The sequence below is a fragment of the Micromonospora sp. NPDC005252 genome (assembly GCF_042872475.1).
Lineage (GTDB): Bacteria > Actinomycetota > Actinomycetes > Mycobacteriales > Micromonosporaceae > Micromonospora.
Genome location: NZ_JBIAKN010000011.1, coordinates 105,678 through 130,052, shown reverse-complemented (window position 1 = coordinate 130,052; position 24,375 = coordinate 105,678). Strand labels below are relative to the sequence as shown.

Here is a 24,375-nt window from a genome sequence, read left to right as displayed (position 1 = left end):
TCCACCATGTCCCTCCACCGAACCCGAAAGGACCGCCATGCTCCACCGATCGTGGCGTCGCGCCGCGACAGCGGCAGTTGCCGCTCTGCTCGCGGCCAGCAGCATCGCCGCCTGTAGCGAAGATCCGTCCGACAACAAGGACCTGTCGGAAAACCGGGCCGGTGCGATGGCCGACTACGGCATCGGCAAGCAGTTCAAGGCGAGCGAGCCGGTCTCCTTTTCGATCCTCTACAACAACCATCCGAACTATCCGCTGCGCGAGGACTGGCTCTTCTGGAATGAGCTGAAGTCGCGGGCCAACGTCACGCTCTCGCCGGTCGCCGTGCCGCTGAGCGACTACGAACAGAAGCGCAGCCTGCTGATCGGCGCCGGCGACGCCCCGATGATCATCCCGAAGACGTACCCCGGCCAGGAGGACGCCTACGTCTCCTCCGGGGCGGTCCTGCCGGTCAGCGACTACCTCGACCTGATGCCGAACCTGCAGGACAAGATCTCGCGGTGGAACCTCAAGCCCGAACTCGACGGGCGGCGCCAGGAGGACGGGAAGTTCTACCTGCTGCCGGGGTTGCACGAGAAGCCCTGGCAGGACTACTCGCTGGCGATCCGGACCGACATCCTCGCCGAGTTGCACCTGACGGCCCCGAAGACCTGGGACGAGCTCTACACGGTGCTCAAGGCGATGAAGGCCAAATACCCGAACGTGTATCCGTTCTCCGACCGGTGGAGCAAGCCCAACCCGGCCGGCAACCTGCTCAACATCCTGGCCGTGTCGTACGGACTGCAGGGCGCGGGCTGGAACTTCCAGCACACCTCCTGGGACGCGAACGCCAAGAAGTTCGTCTACACCGGCGCCACGGAGCAGTACAAGCAGATGCTCCAGTACCTCAACAAGCTGGTGTCGGAGAAGCTGCTCGACCCGGAGAGCTTCACCCAGACCGACGAGCAGGCCCGGCAGAAGCTCGCCAACAGCAAGTCCTTCGTGATCAGCGCCAACGCGCAGGCCGTCGTGAACGACTACCGACCCGACCTCGCCAAGACCAACCCCACGGCGACGATCGCCAAGATCCCACTGCCGATCGGGCCGGCCGGTGAGGTCAACCCCGCCAGCCGGTTGGAGAACGGCGTGATGATCTCCTCGAAGGCCCGCGAGAGCAAGAACTTCGTGGCGATGATGCAGTTCATCGACTGGCTCTGGTATTCCGACGCCGGCCAGGAGTTCGCCAAGTGGGGCGTCGAGGGAACGACGTTCGTCCGGGATGCCGTCGGCAAGCCCAAGCTGGCGCCCGACGTCAACGTCATCGGCCTGAACCCGAAGGCGTCCAAGCACCTGCAGAAGGACTTCGGCTTCTACAACGGCGTGTTCGCCTACGGCGGCAAGCCGGAGCTGGTGCAGGGCTTCTTCTCCCCGGAGGAGCAGGAGTTCCAGAAGGTGCTCAACGCCCGTCCGCCGGTCGCGGTGCCGCCGCCGCACCCCCTGACCGACGATGAACGGGAGCAGGCGTCACTGTGGGAGACGCCGCTGCGTGACCACGTCTACCAGGCGACCCTGCAGTTCGCACTCGGCCAGCGCGACTTCTCCCAGTGGGACGCGTACCTCGCCGAGTTGAAGGGCAAGAACATGGACACCTACCTGGCCATGATCAACAAGGCGTACGACAGGTACCAGAAGGACCACGGCTGACCGCCGGCCGGTCCGGTGGTGCCCGTCACGACCGGACCGGCCGAGCACCGTCAGCCGCGCACCGCACCGAAGAGGACCAGATGACGCGCATGACCGTGTCGGCGGATCCGCAGGGCCGACTGTCCGATGCCTGGCGCTTCGCCGTCGGCACCGGCCGCGCGTACCTCGACCTCGGCGCCGAGCCGGGAGAGCACTGATGAGCACCGCGCACGCCGGGCGGCAGTTCGGCGACGGGCCCCTGTCCCGGTTCGCGTCCCGCGTCTACACGCTGCTCGTGATCGAGGTGCTGCTCCTCGTCACCACGCTGCCCGGCCTGCTCCCGCTGCTGCTGCTCGGCCGCGACCCCAGCAACCTGCCGCTGGCCGCGCTCCTGCTGCTGCCGGTCGGTCCGGCGGTCTGCGCCGCCCTGTACGCCCTGCGCCACCAGCGGCCCGACCTGACGGACCTGCGGCCCGCCGCCCTGTTCGGGCGGGGCTACCGGATCAACGTCGGGGGCGCGCTGCGGGTCTGGGCGCCGACGTTGCTGTGGCTGACCGTGCTCGCGCTGAACCTCGCGTACCGGGGCGCGGTCGGCCTCGGGAAATGGTGGGTGGTGCCGCTGGTCCTGATCGCGGTCGGGGTGACCCTTTGCGCGGCGAACGCGCTGGTGATCACCTCGCTGTTCGAGTTCCGCACCCGCGACGTCCTGCGCCTGGCCGTGCACTTCCTCGTCCGTACCCCCGGGGTCACCGTCGGCAACGCCCTGCTGCTCGCCGCGGCGGCCGGGGTCACCGCGGTCTTCTCCGAAGCGGTCCTGGCGCTGCTCGCCTCGGTCGTGGTCCTGGCGGTCCTGCGCGTCGGCGACCCGATGATCCACCTGATCCGGAAGGAGTTCACCGCATGAGCCTGTCCGCGACCGCCGAGGTGCGCTTCGGCCGGGAGGACGCGTGAACGCGCACGAGTCGATGGACCTGGAGGAGCCGGTGTTCGTGGCAGAACCGCCCGACATCGATGGGCCGCGCGTACACCCGGCCTGGCTTCCACCGGAGGCCTTCCGGGCGCTCGGCGCGCGCCGCGTCCTCGTGCACGGCGACGGGCTGCTCGTCGACACCGTCCTCGACGAGGTGACGCGCGCCTGCACGCGCTACGGCGGGCGGGTCTGGCATTCCCCCTCCTGGGACGTCGACGCCGACCTGGTGCTCACCCTGCGCGACGCCGACGAGCTGCCCAGCTCCGCGGTGGAGGCGGCGCGGTCGGCGGGGGAGGCGGCGCTCGTCGACCTCGGCGACGGTGCGACGCTCGGCGACGAGGGGTTCCTACTGGCCCGCGCGGGCGAGATGACGGTGGTGCTGGCCGACGCGCCCGCCGGCCTGCTGTACGGGCTGTTCCACGTCGTACGGCTCTGCGCGGCGGCGTTCGACCCGGCCCGTCCACCCGAGCTGCACCGGCCCACGCTGCGCCGACGGATGCTGAACCACTGGGACAACGTGGCCGTGCACCCGGTGATGGGTCAGGTCGAACGGGGGTACGCGGGCGGCTCGATCTTCTGGGCCGGTGGCCGTCCGCGCGGGGATCTGGCTCGGATCCGGGAGTACGGGCGGCTGCTGGCCGCCAGCGGGATCAACGCGATCTCGGTGAACAACGTCAACGTGGGTCGCGTCGAGGCGCTGCTGCTCACCGACCGGCTCGGCGACGTGGCCGAGATCGCGGACGTGCTGCGCCCGTACAACATCCGGGTGCACCTGTCGGTCACCTTCGCCGCGCCGATGGTCCTCGGCGGACTGTCCACCGCCGACCCGTTCGACGACGAGGTACGCGCCTGGTGGGCGGCCACCACCCGGCGGGTGTACGAGCGCATCGACGACTTCGGCGGCTACGTGGTGAAGGCCGACTCCGAGGGGCAACCCGGCCCGTTCACCTACGGGCGCGACCACGCCGACGGCGCGAACCTGCTCGCCGAGGCCCTCGCCCCGTACGGGGGAGTGGTGCATTGGCGGGCGTTCGTCTACAACCACCACCAGGACTGGCGGGACCGCTCCACCGACCGGGCGCGGGCCGCGTACGACCACTTCGCCCCGCTCGACGGGCGGTTCCGCACCAACGCGGTCCTCCAGGTGAAGTTCGGCCCGGTGGACTTTCAGACGCGCGAGCCGGTCTCGCCGGTGCTGGCCGCCATGCCGGCCACCCGGATCGCCGTCGAGCTGCAGGTCACCCAGGAGTACACGGGTCAGCAGCGGCATGTCTGCCACCTCGGGCCGTGCTGGGGCGACGTGCTGCGCTTCGCGCCCTGGGGCCCCGGCGGGCGGACGATCGCCGACGTGGTCACCGGGGAGGCCGGCAAGGGCGGTGGCCTGGTCGCCGTCGCCAACACCGGCGACGACCCCTTCTGGACGGGGCACCCGCTGGCACAGGCCAACCTCTACACGTTCGGCCGGCTCGCCTGGGATCCGCGCCTCGATCCGACGGCGGTTCTCGACGAGTGGATGACGTTGACGTTCCCGCCGTCGGCCACCGCCGAGCCGGAGCTGGTGCGGCGGACGCTGCACGAGATCATGGACGACTCCTGGCGGACGTACGAGCGGTACACCGCCCCGCTGGGCGTCGGCTTCATGGTCCATCCCGGCGACCACTACGGCCCCGATGTCGACGGGTACGAGTACTCGCGGTGGGGCACCTACCACTTCGCCGACCGTGACGGCGTCGGCGTGGACCGCAGTCGCGCCTCGGGCACCGGCTTCGCCGGCCAGTACCCGCCCTACTGGGCCGAGGTGTACGAGTCGCCGCGGACCTGCCCGGACGAGCTGCTGCTCTTCTTCCACCACGTCCCGTACACGCACGTCCTGCACAGCGGGTCCACAGTCATCCAGCACATCTACGACACCCACTTCGCGGGCGTCGAGGAGGTGGCGGTGATGCGGCAGCGGTGGCAGACCCTGAACGGGATGATCGATCCGGCCGTGTACGAACGGGTGGCCGAGCGCCTCGACGAGCAGGTGCGCTGCGCCGCCGAGTGGCGGGACCAGATCAACACGTACTTCTTCCGCAAGTCCGGGGTGCCCGACGCGCGGGGGCGGCGCATCCACTGATCCGGCCGGCCCGATCGGGCCGGCCGGAGCACCGGCGCTGTCGCGCTCACCAGGGGTGTACGGTCCCGTCCTCCAACCGGTTCACCGGCAGGTACGCGGGCGCGTACGGGTAGCGGGCCGCCGCCTCCTCGTCGATGTCGACGCCCAGCCCGGGGGTCTCGGCGGGATGCAGGTAGCCGTCGGCGTAGTGGTAGCCGTGCGGGAACACCTCGTCGGTCTGCGCGGTGTGCCGCATGTACTCCTGCAGGCCGAAGTTGGGGATCGAGATGTCGAGCTGGAGCGCGGCGGCCATGCACACGGGCGACAGGTCGGTGGCGCCGTGTGAGCCGCTGCGGACGTGGTGCAGCGCGGCGAGGTCGAAGATGCGCCGCAGGTGGGTGATGCCGCCGGCGTGCACCACCGTGGCCCGGATGTAGTCGATGAGCTGTTCCCGGATGAGCTGCGCCGCGTCGAAGACGCTGTTGAAGACCTCGCCCACGGCGATCGGGGTGGTGGTGTGCTGCCGGATCAGCCGGAAGCCCTCCTGGAGGTCGGCGGGGACCGGATCCTCCATCCAGGTCAGCGCGTAGGGCTCCAGACTCTGGCCGAGCCGAGCCGCCTCGATGGGCGTGAGCCGGTGGTGCACGTCGTGCAGCAACCGCAGGGTGGGGCCGAACTCGTCGCGGACCCGGGCGAACACGGTGGGCACGTGGGTCAGGTAGCGCGGCGTCGACCAGGTGGCCTCGCTGGGCAGCGCCGCGTCGGCCGGCTCGTAGAAGAGCTTGTCGGCGCTGACCCCGTACGTCTTGGGCAGGCCCGGCACACCGCACTGCACCCGGACCGCCCGGTAGCCGAGGTCGACGTAGCGGGCGACCTCGACCAGGACCTCCTCGACGGTCTCGCCGTTGGCGTGGCCGTACACCGTGACGCCCTCGCGGGACCGGCCGCCGAGCAGCTGGTAGACCGGCAGGCCCGCCACCTTGCCCTTGATGTCCCACAGCGCGGTGTCCACCGCGGCGATCGCGCTCATCGTGACCGGCCCGCGCCGCCAGTACGCGCCCTGGTACAGGTACTGCCAGGTGTCCTCGATCCGCGCCGGGTCCCGGCCGATCAGCAGCGGCGCCACGTGGTCGGACAGGTACGACGCGACGGCCAGCTCCCTGCCGTTGAGGGTGGCGTCCCCGACGCCGGTGACGCCCTCGTCAGTGACGATCTTGAGGGTGACGAAGTTGCGGCCCGGACAGGTCACGATGACCCGGGCATCGACGATCTTCACGCGATCTCCTTCGTGCCTACGGGGGTCGTAGGGGGGTGCACACGAGGACGTTCTGCTTACCGGGAACGTGCCGATAATATCCCGCCGGCGGCCGGCGCCGAACGGTTCGGCGGGCCCGCACCCGTGCGCAGGTGGCCGCCCAATCCCTTGCCCCGAAAGGTTTCCGGAAGCCTTGACAATCGAGTGTGCTCGATCGAAGCTGACATCGGTCACGCGAGCCGCGGTCACGGTCGGGCGAAGGGCAGTCCTCGACTAACCCCCTTCCATGCGCCATTCTCCCGAGGAATCGCGAACCATGACACTGAAGACAAGGCTGCTCGGCGTCCTCACGGCGGTCGCGACAGTCGCCGCCGCCGCGCTGGCGTTCGCCACCCCCGCATCAGCCGCGACGCTCACCCAGGTGACCGGCTTCGGCAACAACCCCACAAACCTCCAGATGCATCTGTACGTCCCGGACCGGGTCGCATCCCGGCCAGGAATCCTGCTCGCCCTGCACTACTGCACCGGAACGGGCCCCGCCTTCTACTCCGGCACGCAGTACGCGTCCCTCGCCGACCGGTATGGATTCATTGTCATCTACCCGTCGGCGACGCGCAGCAGCAAGTGCTGGGACGTGGCCTCGCCGCAGGCGCTGCGCCGAGGTGGCGGCAGCGACCCGGTCGGGCTCGTGTCGATGATCGATTACGTGAAGCAGCGGTACTCCGCCGACCCGGACCGCGTCTTCGCCACCGGCACCTCGTCGGGCGCGATGATGACCAACGTCATGCTCGGCGACTACCCGGACGTGTTCGCGGCGGGCGCGTCGTTCGCCGGGGTGCCGTTCGCCTGCTTCGCCACCGGGGGCAGCTCGGAGTGGAACAGCGAGTGCGCGAACGGGCAGTCCATCAAGACCGCGCAGCAGTGGGGTGACCTGGTCCGCGGGGCGTACCCCGGCTACACCGGCCGGCGACCGCGGATGCAGATCTGGCACGGCACCAGCGACGAGACGCTGCGCTACCCGAACTTCGGCGAGCAGATCAAGCAGTGGACGAACGTCCACGGTCTGAGCCAGACCCCGACGTACACCGACTCCCCGCAGTCCGGGTACACCCGCACCCGGTACGGCAGCAGCGGCCCGATGGCACCGGTCGAGGCGATCAGCATGCAGGGCGTCACGCACAACATCCCGGTCGACGCCGCCCAGGTGATCCGCTTCTTCGGCCTGGACGGCACGACGCCGCCCCCGACGACGCCCCCACCGACGACGCCGCCGCCGACGACTCCGCCCCCGACCACGCCGCCCCCGACTACGCCGCCACCCACCACGCCGCCCCCGACGACTCCGCCGCCGACCACGCCGCCGCCGAGTGCGGGCGCGTGCCGCGTCGGATACACGGTCAACGCCTGGAACTCGGGTCTCACCGCGAGCGTGACCATCACCAACACCGGAACCGCCGCCGTCAACGGGTGGGCGCTGACCTTCACGCTGCCCAGCGGCCAGACCATCACCAACGGCTGGAACGCCACCTACTCCCCGACGAGCGGAGCGGTAACCGCCCGCAACGTCTCCTACAACGGCACCATCGCGCCGAACGCGTCGGTCGAGATCGGTTTCCAGGCCACCCACACCGGCGGCACCGGCAAGCCCTCGTCGTTCGCCCTCAACGGGGCCACCTGCGCGGTCTCCTGACCACCCACCACCATCGACAAACGGAGTCGCACGATGAGCAGAACGAGATGGAAGGCGGCATCGAGAGCCGTGATCGCGCTGAGCGGCGCGGGCGCTCTCGCCGCCGGCATGGCGCTGGTCCTGGTGACGCCCGCGTCCGCCGGAACCACCCTGGGCGCGTCCGCGGCGGAGAAGGGCCGCTACTTCGGTACGGCGGTGGCCGCGAACAAGCTCTCGGACAGCGCGTACACCACGATCTTGAACCGCGAGTTCAACATGGTGACGGCCGAGAACGAGATGAAGATCGACGCGACCGAGCCGCAGCAGGGTCAGTTCCGCTACACCCAGGCGGATCCGATCGTCAACCACGCACGCAGCCACGGAATGCAGGTACGCGGGCACACCCTGGCCTGGCACGGCCAGCAGCCGGGGTGGATGCAGGGCATGGAGGGCACCGCGCTGCGCAACGCGATGCTCAACCACGTGACGCAGGTGGCGACCCACTACCGGGGACAGATCTATTCCTGGGACGTGGTGAACGAGGCGTTCGCCGACGGCAACTCCGGTGGCCGTCGAAACTCGAACCTGCAGCGCACCGGCAACGACTGGATCGAGGCCGCGTTCCGCGCCGCGCGAGCGGCGGACCCGGGCGCGAAGCTCTGCTACAACGACTACAACATCGACAACTGGACCTGGGCAAAGACCCAGGGCGTCTACAACATGGTGCGGGACTTCAAGTCCCGTGGCGTGCCGATCGACTGCGTCGGATTCCAGTCGCACTTCAACAACGACTCCCCGTACGCCAGCAACTACCGCACCACGCTGTCGAGCTTCGCGGCGCTGGGCGTGGACGTGCAGATCACCGAGCTGGACATCCAGGGCGCTCCGGCGAACACGTACCGCGCCGTGGTCGAGGACTGCCTGGCGGTGCCGCGCTGCAACGGCATCACCGTGTGGGGCATCCGCGACAGCGACTCGTGGCGGTCCTCGCAGACGCCGCTGCTGTTCAACAGCAGCGGGCAGAAGAAGGCCGCGTACGACGCCGTGCTCGCGGCGCTGAACAGCGGTACCAACCCGACGACCCCGCCGCCCACCACTCCGCCGCCGACGACGCCTCCGCCCACCACCCCGCCGCCCACGACGCCTCCGCCCACGACGCCTCCGCCCACGACCCCGCCGCCGGGGCAGACCGGCTGCTCGGCGTCGGTGACGGTGAACCAGTGGAACGGCGGCTTCGTGGCGAACGTACGGGTGACCGCCGGCTCGTCGGCCCTCAACGGGTGGACCGTGACGCTCACGCTGCCGTCCGGCGCGACCGTCACCAACGCCTGGAGCGCCGACCGCAGCGGTAACAGCGGCACGACGAACTGGACGAACGTGTCCTACAACGGCCAGGTCGGGGCCGGACAGTCCACGGAGTTCGGCTTCCAAGGCACCGGCACCGCCGGCACCCTGACCCCCACCTGCGCCCCCCGCTAAAACCCACCCACCCCACCCAACCCCACCCCACCCGGTCCCACCCCCGCTCCACCCTCGTGATCAAGAGGTTTGCGTCACCCGTCCCGGCGTGTCGTGACGCAAACCTCTTGATCACCGGGGCCGGGTCCGGGGTTGGGGGAGGGAGGGGTTGGGGTTGGGGGTCCGGGGTCAGCCGTCGATGCGGGTGATGTTGCGGATCTTGTTGGACGCGTCCAACGCGGCCACCTTGTACGCCTCGGCCAGGGTTGGGTAGTTGAACACGGCGTCGACCAGGTAGTCGATCGTGCCGCCGCAGCCGATCACCGCCTGTCCGATGTGGACGATCTCGGTCGCCGCGGTGCCGAACACGTGCACCCCGAGCAGCCGGCCGTCCTCGGGGGAGACGAGCAGCTTCAGCATCCCGTACGAGTCGCCCACGATCTGGCCACGGGCCAGCTCGCGGTAGCGCGCGATGCCCACCTCGAACGGCGTCGACGAGTCGGTCAGCTCGGCCTCGGTCTGGCCGACGAAACTGATCTCCGGGATGGTGTAGATGCCGATGGGTTGCAGGCCGTGCATCTCCCGGATCGGCTCGCCGCAGGCGTGCTGCGCGGCCAGCCGGCCCTGCTCCATCGAGGTGGACGCCAACGCCGGGAAGCCGATCACGTCGCCGACGGCGTAGATGTTGTCGACCGGGGTGCGGTAGTTGGCGTCGACAGCGATCCGGCCGCGTCGGTCCGCCGCCAGCCCGGCCGCCTCCAGAGCCAGGTCGTCGGTCTGGCCCTGCCGGCCGGCCGAGTACATGACGGTGTCCGCGACGATCTTCTTGCCGCTCTTGAGGATGCACAGCGCCGCGGTCTGGTGCTTCTCCACCGCGGCGACCTCCTCGCCGAAGCGGAACGCCACGGACAGGTCGCGTAGGTGGTATTTGAGTGACTCGACCACCTCCTCGTCACAGAACTCGAGCATCCGCTCGCGGCGCTCCACGACGGTCACCTTGGTGCCGAGGGCGGCGAACATCGACGCGTACTCCATGCCGATCACACCGGCGCCGACCACGACCATGCTGCGCGGGACGGCCTGGAGGTTGATGACGCCGTCGGAGTCCACGATGGTCCGGTCGTCGAAGTCGACGCTGTCCGGGCGGGCCGGGCGGGTGCCGGCCGCGATGATGGCCTTGTCGAACGTCACCTTCGACTCGCGTCCCGAGCCGGCGTCGACCCAGATGGAGTGCGCGTCCGCGAAGCGCCCGGTCCCGGTGATCATCGCGACCCGGTTGCGGGCGAGCTGGTTGCGGATGACGTCGGTCTGTCGGGTGATCACGTGCTGGGTGCGGGCGGCCAGGTCGCTGACCGTGATCTCCTCCTTGACCCGGTAGCTGCTGCCGTACAGGTCGCGCTGGCTCAGGCCGGTCAGGTAGAGCACGGCCTCCCGCAGCGTCTTGGACGGGACGGTGCCGGTGTTGATGCACACCCCGCCGATCATGTCGCGGCGGTCCACGATGCCGACCCGCCTGCCGAGCTTGGCGGCGGCGATCGCGGCCTTCTGACCGCTGGGTCCGGAGCCCAGCACCAACAGGTCGTAGTCATACACGATCGTTAGCGTCGCAAGATGTCGCCGTCGACGCCAGACCCCGGACGCGAGCGTTACTTGTCTGCCACCACGCAGATGCCGCCGTTCAGCGTGACCTCCTCCGGCAGTTGCGTTCCGGTGGCGACGACGCCCAGCGACACGGTGCCGCCGGGCCTGATCACCGCGTTGTGGCCGGTGTTGCGCACCCGCAGATAGCTGTTGGTCGGCCGGTCGGGTCGTCGTTCAGCGGACGAGGCGGCGTTCCCAGGCCCAGGCGGCGATCTCGACACGGTTGCGGGCCGGGAGCTTCGTCTGCACGCTGGCGAGGTGGGTCTTGACGGTGCCGACGGCGATGAAGAGCTGGCCGGCGATCTCCGCGTTGGTCAGGCCCCGGGCGACGAGCTTCACGACGTCGAGTTCCCGCGGGGACAGGCCGGCGTCGTCCCGCGGCGCGCTGGGCGGGCTGAGGTGCTCCAGCAGTCGTACGGTGATGGACGGGCTGATCAGCGCGTCGCCGGAGACGGCCGCGCGGACCGCCTCGACGAGCAGCGCCGGGCCGGAGTCCTTCAGGAGAAAGCCGCAGGCGCCGTTGGACAGCGCGGTGTGCACGTACTCGTCGAGGTCGAAGGTCGTCACCACGACCACCCGCACCGGGTCGGCGACGCCCGGCCCGGCGAGCAGGCGCAGCGCCTGCAGGCCGTCGAGGCGGGGCATCCGGATGTCCAGCAGCACCACGTCCGGGCGTAGCCGCCGGACCATCTCGACGGCGGCGACCCCGTCGGCGGCCTCGCCGACCACCGTCATGTCCGGCTGCGCTCCAATGATCATGCCGAAGCCGGTCCGGACCATCGCCTGGTCGTCCGCGATCAGCACCCGGATCATCGGGCCACCGCCGATCGCAGTGGGAACGCGGCGTCGAGCACCCAGCCGCCGGAGATGCCCGGCCCGGCGGTGATCGTGCCGCCGAGGGCGCGTACCCGCTCGGTGAGGCCGAGCAGGCCGAAGCCGTGCCCCCGGGCGGGAGCGGTACGCGGGGTCGCGCCGTCGTCGGCGACCCGGACCAGGAGCCAGTCCGGCGTACGACGCACGGACACGGCCACCGACCGGGCGTCCGGGGCGTGCTGGCGGGCGTTGGTCAGCCCCTCCATCACCACCCGGTACGCCGAGGTCGACACCTCCACCGGCAGCCCGTCGAGCGGACCGTCGACGTACAGCCGGGCCGGCGCGTTCGTGGTGTCGTTGTGGCCCTCCAACAGGGGCGCGAGGTCGGCCACGCCGGCCAGCGGGGCCAGCGGGGCGTCCGGCGGGGCGTCCGGATTGCGTAGCACGCCGACCATCCGCCGCATCGAGGCCATCGTCTCGGCGCCGGCGCGCTCGATCTGCTCCAGCGCGACGATCACCCGTTGCGGGTCCTGCTCGGCGACGAACCGGGCGCCCTGCGCCTGCACCACGATGCCGGTCACGTGGTGGGCGATGAAGTCGTGCAGGTCGCGGGCGAACTCGGCGCGCTGCTCGGCCCGTACCAGCGCGATCGCCCGCTCCCGCCCGGCGGCGACGACGCGCAGGTAGATCCCGACGGCGGCGGCGCCGATCGCGGCGAGCGCCTGGAGCAGCCCGAAGATCACGTAGACGTAGTCCGCGCCGGCGCGCAGCGGCAGCGCGGCGGCAGCGAGCGCGGCGAGCACCGCCGCCCACGGAGCGAGCCGTGCGGCGGCCCACCGGGTCACCACGAACACCACCGCGATCATCCCGGCGGACTCGGCCAGCCCCCAGCTGCCGCCCAGCAGATAACTGCCGCTCGTGCTGAGCACCAGGAAGCCGAAGGTGACGGCGAGTGAGGTGGCGCCGAGCACGAGCGCCGCGAGCGGCAGGGACCGGGACCCCTGCCGGTGCACGGGCAGCCAGACCACCGCGGTCATCAATGCCAACCCCACCTGCACGAGGGCGCGCAGGGCTTCGGCCGCGCTCACCCCGGTGTAGAGGCCGTACCGCAGGTCGAAGGCACCGAGCAGGGCCAGCGCCGCCAGACCGGCGAGCTGGCCCAGGCGTACCCACCATGTCGAGAATCCCGGCGCGTTCATCGTGACCCAGCGTAGCCAGGCGGACGGCGCGGGCAGATCGGCCGAAAGACAGACCCGGCGTGGGCGTTCCCCGACCACGGACCGATGCGGCTCCCACCCGGCGCGGGCGAGGCTTCCCGGGTCACATCGCAGCCACTGGAGGAACCCATGACAACCCACGCCCCGCCGCCGACCGGGCAGGCCGCCGTCGCCGCGGTCGACCTGGTGAAGGTGTACGGCAGCGGCGACACCGCGGTCCGCGCCCTGGACGGCGTCTCGGTCGGCTTCGGTCGGGCCGAGTTCACCGCGATCATGGGCTCGTCCGGGTCCGGCAAGTCGACGCTGATGCACTGCCTGGCCGGCCTGGACACGGCCACCTCCGGTCGGGTCCTGCTCGGCGGCACGGAGCTGACCGGTCAGTCCGACCGCACGCTGACCCGTGCACGCCGCGACCGGATCGGCTTCGTCTTCCAGTCGTTCAACCTGCTGCCGCAGCTCACCGCCGCGCAGAACATCACCCTGCCGCTGGACCTCGCCGGCCGGGAACCCGACCGTGACCTGCTCGCGCACCTCGTCGACGTGCTGGGCCTCGGGCAGCGGCTCGGGCACCGGCCCAGCGAACTCTCCGGCGGCCAGCAACAGCGGGTGGCGGTGGCCCGGGCCCTGGTGTCGCGGCCCGAGGTCGTCTTCGCCGACGAGCCGACCGGCAACCTCGACTCCCGCTCCGGGGCGGAGGTGCTCACCATCCTGCGCGACTCGGTACGCGACCTGGGCCAGACTGTCGTCATGGTCACCCACGATCCGATCGCGGCCGCGTACGCCGACCGGGTGGTGCTGCTCGCCGACGGCCGCGTCGCCTGCGAGATCGACGAGCCGGACCAGGGCTCGGTCACCGACGCGCTGCGCGAACTGGCGGTTCCCGCGTGAGGGCGACGGTGCTGCGTACCCAGGTGAGCGCCGCGGCCCGACGCCCGGGTCGACTGATCCTGACCGGCCTGGCGATCCTCGTCGCGTCGTTCGTCGTCTTCGGCACCGTGCTGGCGCAGGACATCACCGAACGGACCGCGCGGGACAACCTCAGCGGCACGCCGGCCGCCACCGACCTGGTCATCGGTGACCCGCAGCAGCCGCCGCCCACCGTGGCGGCGCTGCGTGACGTCCGCGCCCTGCCGGGTGTCACCGAGGCGGTGGGCCGGACGACGCTCGGTGTCTCCCTCGCCGAGGGCTACCTCAACCTGCGGACCGACCCGGGCGCCGGCCCGCTGGCGACGGTCCGCCTGGTCCAGGGCAGCTACCCGGATCAGCCCGGCGAGATCGCGGTGACCCGCCGCACGGTCGAGCGGCTGGGGTTGGCGGTCGGCACCGTGACCACCGGGACGGGCGGCGACCTCACCACCGGGGCGCCGCTCACCGTCACCGGCGTGGTCGACACTCCCGACGACGGGGGATTCGACGCGTACGCCCCGGACGACGCGGTGGCCGCGTGGGGTCACGTCGGCACTGTCGAGCGGATCGACGTGCGGACAGCTGCCGGCGCGGCGGAGGCGGTTCGCGACCGGGTGACCGCGGTGGTCCCGGCCGATCAGCCGATCCGCTCCGGCGCCGAGGTGCGCGACGCCGAGGCCGACGCGGCGGCCGAGCAGGTGGGGAGGCTGTTCGCGCTGGTCGGAATGTTCGTCGCGGTCGCTGTGGTCGCCGCGGCGCTGGTGGTCACCTCGACGTTCCGCATCGTCTTCGCCCAGCGGATGCAGCACCTCGCGCTGCTGCGCGCGGTGGGCGCGGGCCGGAGCGGGCTGGTGGTCGCGCTGACCGCCGAGGGTGCCCTGACCGGGCTGGTCGCGGGTGTCGTGGGGGTCGTCGGCGCCCTCGCCGCCGGGCAGGTCCTCCCCATGGTCCTGCGGGCCTGGGGCATGGCGGTCTCGTCGCCGGGCCTCTCGCTGGGGGCGGCGGTCGCGGTGGTGCTCGGCGCGGTCGTCCTCACCGTGGTGGCGGTGCTGGCGCCGGCGTTCTCCGCCGCCCGGGTCTCGCCCCTGGAGGCGCTGCGGGCGGCGAGCGTGACCGCCGGGCGGCGCGGCATCGGAGCGCCGCGTCTGGTGTCCGGCGCGCTGCTGGTCCTCGGCGCGTTGCTGGCCGCCGTCGCTACGGTGCGGCGGTTGCCGACGCCGGATCAGGAGTCCTACGACCCGAGCGCGGCGCTGCTGCTGCTGGTCACCTCGGGAGCGCTGGCGTTCTTCGCCCTGGTCGCCCTCGGGCCGCTGCTGGTGCGCCCGGTGCTGGCCGTGGCGGGTTGGCCGTTGCGCCAGGTCGGACCGCTGGGGCGGCTGGCGGTCGGCGGGATCGGTGGGACGCCGCGGCGGGCCGCCGCCGTCTCCGTCGTGGTCGCGCTCGGCGTGACCCTGATCTCCGGGGTGGTCATCGGCGGCGCGTCGATGCGCGTCGTCGCCGATCGTGACATGGCGCTCTCCGCGCCGGCCGACTTCGAGGTGTCCGCCAGTGACGGTACGACCCTGCCGGTCGCCGTGGTGACGAGGGCGCGGGCGGCGAGCGGCGCGCTGACCCGGGTGGTGCCGTACCGGATGGTCCACGACGTCGCGCTGCTGCGGGGCGCCGAACGGCTCGGCGACACCGAGTCCGGATACTCGACCACCGACCTCGACATCTCGGCGCTGCCGACCACCGCGGACCTGGACGTGGCACAGGGCACCCTCGCCGACCGTGGACCTGGCCGGATCGTGCTCGGTGACTGGGTCGCCCGCAACGCCGGGCTGCGGGCCGGCGACACCGTGACACTGGCCCGCGACGGGCGGACGGTCGACGTACGGGTGGCGGCGGTCCTGCCCGACCGTGGCCCCCTGTACGCGGGCATCCTCGCCGACCGTGCCGACCTGGACCGGATCGGCGGGCCGACGGCGTACACCGGTCTGCTGGCCGACGCGGCGCACGCGGGCGAGGACGGCCGCACCGCCGGGGTGCGGGCGCTGCGGCAGGCGATCGGGAACGGCGCCGGGCTGGGCATCGCGGTGCTCGCCGACGAGCGGGATCGCAACGACGCGGTGCTGAGTGCCCTGGTCTGGATCACTGCCGGCCTGGTCAGCCTGACCGTGCTGATCGCGGTGGTCGGCGTGGGGTCCACGACCGCGCTGTCGGTCGTCGAGCGGGTCCGCGAGTCCGGGCTGCTGCGCGCCGTCGGCCTGTCCCGGGCGGGGCTGCGCACGATGCTGACCGTCGAGTCCGGCCTCTACGGGGTGATCGGCGCGAGTTTCGGTCTGCTGCTCGGCGTCCCGTACGCCTGGTTGGCGGTGCGGGCGCTCGGGCTCAACGCGCCGCTGTCGCTGCCGGTGCTGTCGCTGGTCGGGCTCTTCGCGGCGCTTGTCGGGCTGACCGCGCTGGCCGGCGTGCTGCCGGCGCGGCGGGCGTCGCGGGTCAGCCCGGTGGTGGCGCTGGGCGTCGAGGGCTGAGCGCCCCCAGGTGCGGGGGCGGGCCGGCGTCGAGGGGGTTCGACGCCGGCCCGCCGCGGCGCGGTCAGTTGGGGTTGCTCGCGTGGGTCAGCGTCTCCCAGGCGACGAAGAGGTTGTTGATGCCGGCGGGTCGCTGTTGCAGCGTGAGGGTCTGCGTGTTGGTCATGACGGTGCCCAGCCGGTTGCTCAGCGCGTTGAAGCCGACCTCGGTGACGGGGCCGAGGCCCCGGGTGAGGGTGCCGCCGCAGAGCCAGGAGGGTGCCGCCTCGCCGAGTTGGTAGCGCGAGTGCAGGCCGAGCGCCTGCCGCAGCCGCTCACCGACCTGCGGGTACAGGTCGCGGCCCTGGATGCGGGAGGTCTCCGCGACGTGCGAGATGGCGGAGATCCCGTACCCGGTGTGGACGAAGTCCCGGCAGGTCTCCTGCGCGAGGCCGGCGACGAAGGTGGACTGGCCCTGCCAGTAGCCGATGATCTCCGAGCTGGTGTCCAGGCCGCTGCCGGGCACGGTGTACGGCAGCGCGCCGTCGCTGGGCAGGTAGATGAAGGCGCGGGTGCGGTTGAGGAAGCGGGTGACCGCCGCGTCGTAGGCGGTGCGGCCCTCCAGGAAGACGGCGATGCCGACGGCGGCCTCCATCATGGTCAGTTCCCAGTTGCCGTTGCTGTTCGAGCCGTTGCGGACCACCGGCAGGTAGACGTTGCGCAGCATGGTGGCGAACCGGTTGGCGTTGGGCCAGCTCCCGTAGGTGTACTTGATGATCTCGGCGGCCCGGGGCCAGGTCGAGGCCGCCCAGCCGGTCTGCAGGGGTCCGTTGCTGCCGGTGTGCGAGGTGATCGTCGCCGACCAGGCGTCCATGATCTGGATCGCCTTCTGCGCGTACCGGGAGTCGCCGGTGAGGTACCAGGCGAGCGCGTCGGTGTACGCCGCGATCGCGTCCTCGCGCTCGTCCGTGCAGCCGTTGTTGGGGTTGGAGTAGGAGCCGCACTCGACGACGGCGCGGGGCGCCGGGAGTCGTACCCATTGATATCAATGTCTTCGCCGCGCCGGATGCGCTCACGGGTGCATGGCCGCGCCCTTGAGGACCTTGTCCACCACGGTGCGCGGCGCATGCAGGGCCAGCCCCACCAGGTCGAGCTTCTCCCGGCCGACCGCCTGCACGGCGGCCCGGTTGTCCCGGTCGTTGCCGGTGGCGAACAGCTCGGACGTGAACACCGCGAGCCGCAGCCCGCGAGCGAGAGCCCGCGAGTGCGCGTTGGTCAGGGTCGCCCGGTCGCCGGCGAAGACCAGCACCGGCTGGCCGAACATCGGCAGGTACGGGGTGCCGTCCGCGTCGCGGTACTCCTCGCCCAGCAGCTCCGGCTCGGCGTGCGCGACGCCACTGACCAGAAAGGCGGTGACGTTGAGTCGCTGCCAGCCGACCAGGTCGTTGCGGAGCAGCACGGCGATCTTGGTGGGAAATCGGATCGGTTCGGTCATGGCGTCGAGCCTGCCGGTGCCGACACCCACCGGTCTTGTACGTTCTTAGCGTGGCCACCCGCCCGGCCGGCTCGCAGGTCAGCGCGTGGCGACCCGCCGTCGCCGGGGTCGCCGAGGTCTTCCACGCCCATTTCGTGGACCACGCGTACCCACGGCACGTCCACGACGTGTGGACGCTGCTGATCGTCGACGACGGCGCGGTCCGCTTCGACCTCGACCGGCACCGGCACGGCGCGCTGCGCACATCGGTCACCCTGCTGCCGCCGTACGTGCCGCACGACGGCCGCTCCGCCACGGCGAGCGGCTTTCGCAAACGGGTCCTGTACCTCGACACCTCGGCCCTCGCCCCCGACCTGGTCGGCCGGGCGGTGGACGAACCGGACCTGGCCGATCCGCGTCTGCGGGACCGGATCCACCACCTGCACCACGTGCTCGCCACGCCGGGTGAGGAGTTCGAGGCCGAGAGCCGACTCGCGCTCATCCTGGACCGGCTGCGCACGCAACTCCGCGGACGGGCGCCGGTCAGCACCGCGCCGGGGATGCCCGGCCTCGCCGACCGGCTACGTGAGCTGCTGGACGCCCGGACCGTCGACGGCGTCACACTGCGCGAGGCCGCCGAGCTGCTGCACGCCCACCCGACCCACCTGGTCCGGGCCTTCACACGCGCACACGGGCTGCCACCACACTCGTACCTGACCGGTCGCCGGGTCGAGCTGGCGCGTCGCCTGCTCCTCGCGGGTCAGCGCCCCGCCGAGGCCGCCACCGCCGCCGGGTTCTTCGACCAGGCGCACCTGAGCCGTCACTTCCGGCGTTTCCTGGGCGTCAGCCCGGCCCGCTACCCGGCGGCCCCCGGGCTCAGAGGCGCTGACCGCCGATGACCGCGAGCAGCCGCAGCTTCTCGTTGCTCTCCGAGCCGGGCACGGCGGTGAAGCTCGGCGGGGGTGTCGTGCATCCGGTCGAGGCTCAGAGCGCGAGGACGATGCGGCCGGCGGCGGTGCCGGAGCTCTGGCGTTCCCAGGCATCGGCGACCGAGTCGAACGGCACGATCTCGTGGTCGACGGTGAGCCGGCCGGCTGCGGCGTGCCCGGCCACCAGCGCCAGCGACGCCGCCCGATCGTCGGTCGACAGGCCGTTGTTGGTGTAGCCGACCATGCGCAGCGACCCGCCGCGCAGCACGGCCGACTCGATCGGCGCGGTCGCGTCGGCCGCGCTGCCCAGGTTGACCAGGCGGCCACCGGGGCGCAGCACCCGCAGCGCCGCCGCGGCCGGCACACCGAACACCGGATCGAGGACGAGGTCGACCGGGCCGTCGGCGCCGTCCCGCAGCCGCTCGGCCATCGACGCGACGTCGTCGTCGGGAAGCAGCGGGATCGCGACCGCCGCGCCGAGCTCCTCGGCACGGGACCGCGCCGCCGCCGAGCGGGCCACCGCGACGACCCGGCGGGCCCCGCCGAGCAGGGCCAGCTGGATGGCCGCCTGGCCGACCACACCACCGGCGCCGAGCACGACGACCTGGTTGCCGGCCGCCAGGCCACCGGCGTACGTCAGGGCGGCGTGCGCGGCGACGGCGGAGAGGCCCAGGGCCGCGAGCAGGGTCAGCGGTACGCCGGTCGGCAGCGTCACCACGTCGGCGGCGGGCACCGCGACAGTTGTCGCCATGCTGCCGTCCACCCCGGACCGCATCCCGGCCGACGTGCCGAACCAGACGGGCGTGCCGTCGACGAGACGGCCGACGCCCTGCACACCCGGCACGTACGGGGTGGCCGGCCTGCCGAAGTAGCTGGTGCCGCTGGCACAGAGCACGTCCAGCGGGGTGATCGGCACGGCCTCGACGGTGACCGTCAGCTCGCCGTCGGCCAGCTCGGGGGCCAGTCGCTCGACGACCGTCGGTGGGGCGCCGCAGGTGGTGAGCACTGCCGCGCGGATCACGTCGCGATGTCCGGGTAGGGCATCGAGAAGTGGGCCAGCCGCGCGCCGTACGACTTCTGGTACTCCAGCGGCTCGGTGTTGTCCCGCTCGAAGAGGGCGATGAAGAGCGTCAGGGTGAGGAACGGGTGCGCCCCCAACTCGAAGAGCTTCACGTGGTCGTGGGTGGCCAACGCCTCCCGCTCCGTGTCGTCGAAGCGCAGCCAGGTGCTCGCCTCGCCGGTGTGGCAGTTCAGCACCGTGTTGGCGCACTCGGCCTCCCACCAGGCGACCAGCTCGCGCGCCTCGCTGCGGTAGCGCTCAACCAGGTCGGGGTCCCGGTCGACCATGAACAGGAACTTGTTCAGCAGGTACTTGCTCACGCCGCTGCTCCGTTCGGGTACCAGGTGAAGTACGCCTCCATGGTGTGGAACAGGTCGAGGGTGTCGACGTAGTCGGCCTTCACGCCGGCGCCGGCCACACCCATCATCAGCATGAAGTCCATGAAGCCGTGGGTGGCGTTGCCGGGCGAGTGCAGGCTGTCCAGGGTGACCTCGCGTAGGCACCCGTCGAGGTCCCCGTTGGCGATCCACTCGACGGCCCGCCTGTCGAACTCCGGGTCCGGGCCGTGCGGGCCGAACTGCCGGGGGCCGCCCAGCTCCAGGGAGAGGTGACCGGTGCCGATGACGGCCACCCGCAGGTGCGACGGCCAGGACTCGACGATCTCCCGGATGGCCGCACCGAGCTGGACGAAGCGCTTCGGCTGCGGCAGCGGCGGAGCGAAGATGTTCGTGTAGATCGGCACGATCGGCAGGTCGGCCTCGGGCCGCAGCGTGATGATCGGGCAGGTGATGCTGTGGTCGATGCGCAGCTCGTTGCTGAACGCCAGGTCGAAACCGGAGTCCAGGCCCGCCCGCAGGATGTGCGCGGACAGGTCCTCCTGGCCGGTGAGCAGCATCCGCGGCAGCCCGAACTCGCGCTCCTCGTTGTACCAGTTGGCGTCGTAGAAGGGCGCCTTGCCGACCAGGAACTGCGGCATGTTGTCCAACCAGAGCTGGTGGAAGTGGTCGGAGCCGACCATCACCAGCACGTCGGGTCGGGCCCGGGTCAACGTCTCCCGGAAGGCCAGGATCTTGCGGGTCCACTCGTCGGCGAACGGTGGCCGGTCCTCGCCGGTCGCGGTGCTGGCCCGGTAGTAGAAGGGGTGGTGGGTGGAGGCGATGACCGCGACGATGGAGGCCATTCCCACTCCTTTCGGGGGCGGAAGAGGGGGAGTCAGGGTTCGTAGACGGCGTTGCGGTCCACGGTGCGGTAGATGTCCATGCCGAGCGGCCGTCGGCGCTCCTCGGCGAGGTGCCCGAGCAGCCCCGCCGCGCGGGCCAGCAGGGCGAAGCCGCGCAGCATCTCGACGGGGAGCCCGAGGTCGGCGAGCGCCGCGCCGCACACCCCGGCGCCGTTGAGCGGCAGGGTACGACCGAGCACCTGCGGGTGTACGCGGCCGATCGCCTCGAACAGCCGCAGGTGCTGGCCGTGCAGGCCCTCCTCGGTGGCGATCCGGATCAGCACGGGGGTGCGCGGGTCCTGGTCCTTGTGCACGGGGTGCCCGAGGCCGGGGACCAGCCGGCGCTCCCGCTTCGCCCGGGTGACGGCGTCGAGGGCCAGCGCGTCGTAGTCGGTCACGTCACCGGCCTGCGCGAGCGTGTCGGCGAGGAACCGTCCACAGTCCTCGGTGACGCCGAGGAAGCGGGAGCCGCCGCCGAGCAGCCCGGCGGCGAGCGCGCCCTGCAACGACTCGGGCGCGGACAGATACGTCAGTCGGGCGGCGATGGCCGTCGGGGTGAAGCCGTGGTCGGCGAGCGCCACCAGCACCGCCTCGAAGACCCGTACCTCACCGGGGGTGGGTCGGCGGCCGGCGACCAGCCAGTACGCCAGCTCGCCGAAGCCCACCGTGCCCATCAGGTCGGCGGCCAGGTCCTGCCCGAGCAGGGAGATGGTGGTCGGGTCGGAGGTGCCGATCCCGGTGGGGAAGCTCAGCTCTTCAGCCACGCGCGGATCTCCTCGCCGTGTTCGTCGAGCCCGGGCGGCGGCAGCTCGTACCGGGCCGGGGTGTCGGAGAAGGTGATCGGGTTGCGGACGCCGGGCACGGCGCCGACGGTGACGACCGGGTCGAGCCCAAGCTCCTCGGCGAGGGCCACGCCGCCGTCGATGGTGTTGATCGGCGCGCAGGGGACACCGGCGGCGAGCAGGTCCCGGAACCACTCGTCCTTGGTCCGCTTGGCGAGCCGTTCGACAAGCAGGGGCCGCAGCTCCTCCCGGTTGGCGGTGCGGTCCTGGTTGCGCCCGAAACGCCTGTCGTCCGGCAGGCCGGGCAGGTCGAGCACCTGGCAGAGCTTGCGGAACTGCCCGTCGTTGCCGGCGATGACGATGAGTTCGCCGTCGGCGGTGGGCAGTGGCTCGTACGGGAAGAGGCTGGGGTGCGCGTTGCCCATCCGGAACGGGACGGCGCCGCCGGCGACGTAGCCGCTGGAGTGGTTGACCAGGCCGGACAGCGCCGAGCTGAGCAGGTTGACCTCGACGTGCTGTCCGCGTCCGGTCTCTCCACGATGGTGCAGCGCGGCGAGGATGCCGATGCTCGCGTGCAGCCCCGCCATCACGTCGAAGACCGAGATCCCGGCCCGGTATGGCGAGCCGTCCGGGTCGCCGGTGAGGCTCATCAGGCCGGAGATCGCCTGCACCATCAGGTCGTAGCCGGGGAAGTCCCGCCCGGCGCCGGTGCCGAAGCCGCTGATGCTCGCGTACACGATCTTCTCGTTGTTCGCGGTGACGGTGTCGTAGTCGAGGCCGAACCGGGCGAGGCCGCCGGGCCGGAAGTTCTCGATCAGCACGTCGGCGCGGCGGGCCAGCTCCTGGGCGGCGGCCAGGTCGTCCGGCTGTTTGAGGTCCAGGGCGACCGACCGCTTGTTGCGGTTGATGCCGAGGTAGTACGTCGAAACGCCGTCGCGGGTGGGTGGCATCCAGGTGCGGGTGTCGTCGCCGCCCGGGCTCTCCACTTTGATCACCTGTGCGCCCAGGTCCGCCAGGAGCATCGTCGCGTACGGCCCGGCGAGGATCCGGGAGAAGTCCGCGACGAGCAGGCCGGCCAGCGGCCCGGTCGATTGCTGCACCATGTTTCCGCCCGTTCTACGGACACCTGTCCGCCGAGTCAGCTTGCGGCACCACGCGAGCACTGTCAACGGGCAATTCATCGCGATGAAACACGCTCTTGACACGAATCGTGGCCGGGACCACACTTGCGCCACTCGGGCTGGCCGCACAGCGGACAACAGTCCGGAAAACTCGTACCCGGAGAGGAATGGGTGGCGATGAGCGCAACCGACCGGCCGGTGATCTTCCGCAACGGCCTGGTTCTCACCATGGACGACGCCCACACGGTGCTGCCCGGCGCCGACGTGCTGGTCGTCGGCGACCGGATCGCGGAGGTCGGCGTCGGTCTCACCGCGCCCGACGACGCCCTGGAGATCGACGCGACCGACGGCATCCTCATGCCGGGCATGGTCGACACCCACCGGCACATGTGGCAGACCGCCATGCGCGGGTACGGCGCCGACTGGACGCTGACGCAGTACTTCGTCTGGTACTACCTCGAATCCGGCAAGCTGTTCCGCCCCGAGGACGTGTACGCGGGAAACCTGCTCGGCGCCATCGAGGCGATCGACGCCGGCGTGACCACCACTGTCGACTGGTCACACGGCCTGCAGACGCCCGATCACGCGGACGCGGCCGTCGACGCCCTCGAAGCGGTGCCGGGCCGGTTCGTGCTGGCCTACGGCAACATCCAGCAGGGGCCGTGGGAGTGGGCCACCTCGCCGGAGTTCCGCGACTTCCACCGCCGGCGGATCGACGGCGGCAAGCTGGCCGGCTTCCAGATGGCGTTCGACGTCACCGGCGATCCCGCGTTCCCCGAGCGGGCCGCGTTCGAGGTGGCCCGGGAGTTGGGCGCCGCGGTGACCACGCACGCCGGCGTGTGGGGCGCCACCAACGACGACGGCATCCGGCTCATGCACGAGGGCGGCTTCATGACCCCGTCGACCGTGTACGTGCACGCGGCCACGCTCACCCACGACTCGTACAACCGGATCGCCGCGACCGGCGGCTCCGTCTCCGTCTCCACCGAGAGCGAGCAGAGCGCCGGGCAGGGGTACCCGCCCACCTGGCAGCTGCGCCACCACGACATTCCGGTGTCGCTGTCGATGGACACCAGCGTGTGGTGGAGCGGTGACCTCTTCTCGGCGATGCGGAGCACGCTCGGCGCCGACCGCTCCCGTGAGCACCTGGAGGCGCACGCCAAGCAGGACACGATCACCCACTGCCACCTGCGCGCCGAGCAGGTCGTCGAGTGGGCCACCCGGGGCGGCGCCCGTGCCCTCGGCATGGACTCCACGGTCGGCGCCTTGACCCCCGGCCGGCAGGCCGACATCGTTCTGATCAAGAACGACGCCTCCCCGGTGATGTTCCCGATCCTGAACCCGCACGGTCACGTCGTCTTCCAGGCCCAGCGCGGCGACGTGCACACCGTGCTGGTGGGTGGCCGGGTCGTGAAGCGGGACGGCCGCCTCGTCGGTGTCGACCTGGCCGCCGCGCGGGCCCGGGTGGCGGCGACCATCGACCACCTGCGCGAGACGATGGGGGAGGAGGCGTGGCAGCGTGGCATGAACCCGGACGTCCCGGAGACCGCCATCCTGGAGAACCCGTACCAGTACACCGAGTGGGACGCCGGCTCGGCCCAATGGAAGCATTAG

Annotated in this window: 21 protein-coding genes; 9 read left to right on the top strand and 12 right to left on the bottom strand. The window is 71.5% G+C overall.

The features are described 5' to 3' along the window. The first annotated feature begins 37 nt into the window (after positions 1–37). From ACFYPH_RS25930 to ACFYPH_RS25920, 3 genes are all read left to right on the top strand, one after another. A complete protein-coding gene (locus tag ACFYPH_RS25930; RefSeq protein ID WP_387185327.1) occupies positions 38–1,681 on the top strand; it encodes an extracellular solute-binding protein in 1,644 nt (547 codons plus the stop codon). Positions 1,682–1,877: 196 nt separating this feature from the next. Continuing rightward, complete coding sequence (locus tag ACFYPH_RS25925) at positions 1,878–2,564, top strand: hypothetical protein (RefSeq protein ID WP_387185324.1); 687 nt, start codon at positions 1,878–1,880, stop codon at positions 2,562–2,564. 43 nt (positions 2,565–2,607) lie between these two features. Next, positions 2,608–4,746, top strand: a complete 2,139-nt coding sequence (locus ACFYPH_RS25920; protein ID WP_387185321.1) for an alpha-glucuronidase — start codon at positions 2,608–2,610, stop codon at positions 4,744–4,746. 46 nt (positions 4,747–4,792) lie between these two features. Here the strand turns inward: ACFYPH_RS25920 and manD are convergent, their stop codons facing one another. Continuing rightward, positions 4,793–6,001 carry a D-mannonate dehydratase ManD gene (gene manD, locus ACFYPH_RS25915; RefSeq protein WP_354862453.1) on the bottom strand — a complete coding sequence of 403 codons (1,209 nt, stop codon included), beginning with the start codon at positions 5,999–6,001 and terminating at the stop codon, positions 4,793–4,795. A gap of 295 nt (positions 6,002–6,296) precedes the next feature. Here manD and ACFYPH_RS25910 point away from each other — a divergent pair, with 295 nt between their 5' ends. Both ACFYPH_RS25910 and ACFYPH_RS25905 read left to right on the top strand, forming a co-directional pair. Next, on the top strand, positions 6,297–7,670 hold the full coding sequence (locus ACFYPH_RS25910) for a PHB depolymerase family esterase (protein ID WP_387185317.1): 1,374 nt from the start codon (positions 6,297–6,299) through the stop codon (positions 7,668–7,670). 33 nt (positions 7,671–7,703) lie between these two features. Beyond that, entirely contained in the window at positions 7,704–9,128 is a 1,425-nt protein-coding gene (locus ACFYPH_RS25905) for an endo-1,4-beta-xylanase (RefSeq protein WP_387185314.1), read from the top strand. Between the two features lie 168 nt (positions 9,129–9,296). On the opposite strand, the gene sthA is transcribed toward ACFYPH_RS25905, so the two are convergent. The 4 genes from sthA to ACFYPH_RS25885 are packed head-to-tail and all read right to left on the bottom strand — an operon-like array spanning position 9,297 to position 12,760. Continuing rightward, positions 9,297–10,700 carry a Si-specific NAD(P)(+) transhydrogenase gene (sthA, locus tag ACFYPH_RS25900; protein WP_387185311.1) on the bottom strand — a complete coding sequence of 468 codons (1,404 nt, stop codon included), beginning with the start codon at positions 10,698–10,700 and terminating at the stop codon, positions 9,297–9,299. A 53-nt stretch (positions 10,701–10,753) separates the two neighbouring features. Then, positions 10,754–10,885: a hypothetical protein gene (locus ACFYPH_RS25895; RefSeq protein ID WP_355066469.1), complete on the bottom strand. Its 132-nt coding sequence runs from the start codon at positions 10,883–10,885 to the stop codon at positions 10,754–10,756. A gap of 37 nt (positions 10,886–10,922) precedes the next feature. Continuing rightward, positions 10,923–11,561, bottom strand: a complete 639-nt coding sequence (locus tag ACFYPH_RS25890; protein WP_354862443.1) for a response regulator transcription factor — start codon at positions 11,559–11,561, stop codon at positions 10,923–10,925. Beyond that, positions 11,558–12,760 carry a sensor histidine kinase gene (locus ACFYPH_RS25885; protein WP_387185307.1) on the bottom strand — a complete coding sequence of 401 codons (1,203 nt, stop codon included), beginning with the start codon at positions 12,758–12,760 and terminating at the stop codon, positions 11,558–11,560. The genes ACFYPH_RS25890 and ACFYPH_RS25885 overlap by 4 nt, the downstream gene beginning before the upstream one ends. Before the next feature lie 147 nt (positions 12,761–12,907). Here ACFYPH_RS25885 and ACFYPH_RS25880 point away from each other — a divergent pair, with 147 nt between their 5' ends. Beyond that, positions 12,908–13,666, top strand: a complete 759-nt coding sequence (locus ACFYPH_RS25880; RefSeq protein WP_387185304.1) for an ABC transporter ATP-binding protein — start codon at positions 12,908–12,910, stop codon at positions 13,664–13,666. Further along, positions 13,663–16,197, top strand: coding sequence for an FtsX-like permease family protein (locus ACFYPH_RS25875; protein WP_387185301.1), 2,535 nt, complete (start codon positions 13,663–13,665; stop codon positions 16,195–16,197). The genes ACFYPH_RS25880 and ACFYPH_RS25875 overlap by 4 nt, the downstream gene beginning before the upstream one ends. A gap of 64 nt (positions 16,198–16,261) precedes the next feature. Here ACFYPH_RS25875 and ACFYPH_RS25870 read toward each other — a convergent pair whose 3' ends face one another. After that, on the bottom strand, positions 16,262–17,125 hold the full coding sequence (locus tag ACFYPH_RS25870) for an alginate lyase family protein (RefSeq protein ID WP_387185399.1): 864 nt from the start codon (positions 17,123–17,125) through the stop codon (positions 16,262–16,264). Positions 17,126–17,248: 123 nt separating this feature from the next. Further along, positions 17,249–17,671: a DUF2000 domain-containing protein gene (locus ACFYPH_RS25865; RefSeq protein ID WP_354859095.1), complete on the bottom strand. Its 423-nt coding sequence runs from the start codon at positions 17,669–17,671 to the stop codon at positions 17,249–17,251. 50 nt (positions 17,672–17,721) lie between these two features. Here ACFYPH_RS25865 and ACFYPH_RS25860 point away from each other — a divergent pair, with 50 nt between their 5' ends. Then, the gene (locus ACFYPH_RS25860) at positions 17,722–18,549 is read left to right on the top strand and encodes an AraC family transcriptional regulator (protein WP_355137716.1); all 828 of its coding nucleotides are present in this window, start codon (positions 17,722–17,724) and stop codon (positions 18,547–18,549) included. 85 nt (positions 18,550–18,634) lie between these two features. On the opposite strand, the gene ACFYPH_RS25855 is transcribed toward ACFYPH_RS25860, so the two are convergent. From ACFYPH_RS25855 to ACFYPH_RS25835, 5 genes are read right to left on the bottom strand one after another with little or no spacing between them, the layout of a single operon-like run. Next, positions 18,635–19,600: a zinc-binding alcohol dehydrogenase family protein gene (locus ACFYPH_RS25855; protein WP_354859101.1), complete on the bottom strand. Its 966-nt coding sequence runs from the start codon at positions 19,598–19,600 to the stop codon at positions 18,635–18,637. Further along, entirely contained in the window at positions 19,597–19,959 is a 363-nt protein-coding gene (locus tag ACFYPH_RS25850) for a hypothetical protein (protein WP_354859104.1), read from the bottom strand. Before ACFYPH_RS25850 ends, ACFYPH_RS25855 begins: the two co-directional genes overlap by 4 nt. Continuing rightward, positions 19,956–20,819 carry an extradiol ring-cleavage dioxygenase gene (locus ACFYPH_RS25845; RefSeq protein ID WP_139583672.1) on the bottom strand — a complete coding sequence of 288 codons (864 nt, stop codon included), beginning with the start codon at positions 20,817–20,819 and terminating at the stop codon, positions 19,956–19,958. The genes ACFYPH_RS25850 and ACFYPH_RS25845 overlap by 4 nt, the downstream gene beginning before the upstream one ends. A gap of 32 nt (positions 20,820–20,851) precedes the next feature. Next, positions 20,852–21,622 carry a citryl-CoA lyase gene (locus ACFYPH_RS25840; protein ID WP_354859107.1) on the bottom strand — a complete coding sequence of 257 codons (771 nt, stop codon included), beginning with the start codon at positions 21,620–21,622 and terminating at the stop codon, positions 20,852–20,854. Further along, positions 21,607–22,743: a CoA transferase gene (locus ACFYPH_RS25835; RefSeq protein WP_354859109.1), complete on the bottom strand. Its 1,137-nt coding sequence runs from the start codon at positions 22,741–22,743 to the stop codon at positions 21,607–21,609. Before ACFYPH_RS25835 ends, ACFYPH_RS25840 begins: the two co-directional genes overlap by 16 nt. 195 nt (positions 22,744–22,938) lie before the next feature. Between ACFYPH_RS25835 and ACFYPH_RS25830 the strand changes: the two genes are divergently transcribed. After that, complete coding sequence (locus ACFYPH_RS25830; protein ID WP_354859111.1) at positions 22,939–24,375, top strand: amidohydrolase family protein; 1,437 nt, start codon at positions 22,939–22,941, stop codon at positions 24,373–24,375.

Excerpts from the sequence above, each read along its gene's own strand:
- ACFYPH_RS25885 (WP_387185307.1), bottom strand. The coding sequence starts at position 12,760 with ATGAACGCGCCGGGATTCTCGACATGGTGGGTACGCCTGGGCCAGCTC.
- ACFYPH_RS25910 (WP_387185317.1), top strand. The coding sequence starts at position 6,297 with ATGACACTGAAGACAAGGCTGCTCGGCGTCCTCACGGCGGTCGCGACA.
- ACFYPH_RS25905 (WP_387185314.1), top strand. The coding sequence starts at position 7,704 with ATGAGCAGAACGAGATGGAAGGCGGCATCGAGAGCCGTGATCGCGCTG.
- ACFYPH_RS25925 (WP_387185324.1), top strand. The coding sequence starts at position 1,878 with ATGAGCACCGCGCACGCCGGGCGGCAGTTCGGCGACGGGCCCCTGTCC.
- ACFYPH_RS25865 (WP_354859095.1), bottom strand. The coding sequence starts at position 17,671 with ATGACCGAACCGATCCGATTTCCCACCAAGATCGCCGTGCTGCTCCGC.
- ACFYPH_RS25890 (WP_354862443.1), bottom strand. The coding sequence starts at position 11,561 with ATGATCCGGGTGCTGATCGCGGACGACCAGGCGATGGTCCGGACCGGC.
- ACFYPH_RS25930 (WP_387185327.1), top strand. The coding sequence starts at position 38 with ATGCTCCACCGATCGTGGCGTCGCGCCGCGACAGCGGCAGTTGCCGCT.
- ACFYPH_RS25880 (WP_387185304.1), top strand. The coding sequence starts at position 12,908 with ATGACAACCCACGCCCCGCCGCCGACCGGGCAGGCCGCCGTCGCCGCG.
- ACFYPH_RS25835 (WP_354859109.1), bottom strand. The coding sequence starts at position 22,743 with ATGGTGCAGCAATCGACCGGGCCGCTGGCCGGCCTGCTCGTCGCGGAC.
- ACFYPH_RS25830 (WP_354859111.1), top strand. The coding sequence starts at position 22,939 with ATGAGCGCAACCGACCGGCCGGTGATCTTCCGCAACGGCCTGGTTCTC.
- ACFYPH_RS25845 (WP_139583672.1), bottom strand. The coding sequence starts at position 20,819 with ATGGCCTCCATCGTCGCGGTCATCGCCTCCACCCACCACCCCTTCTAC.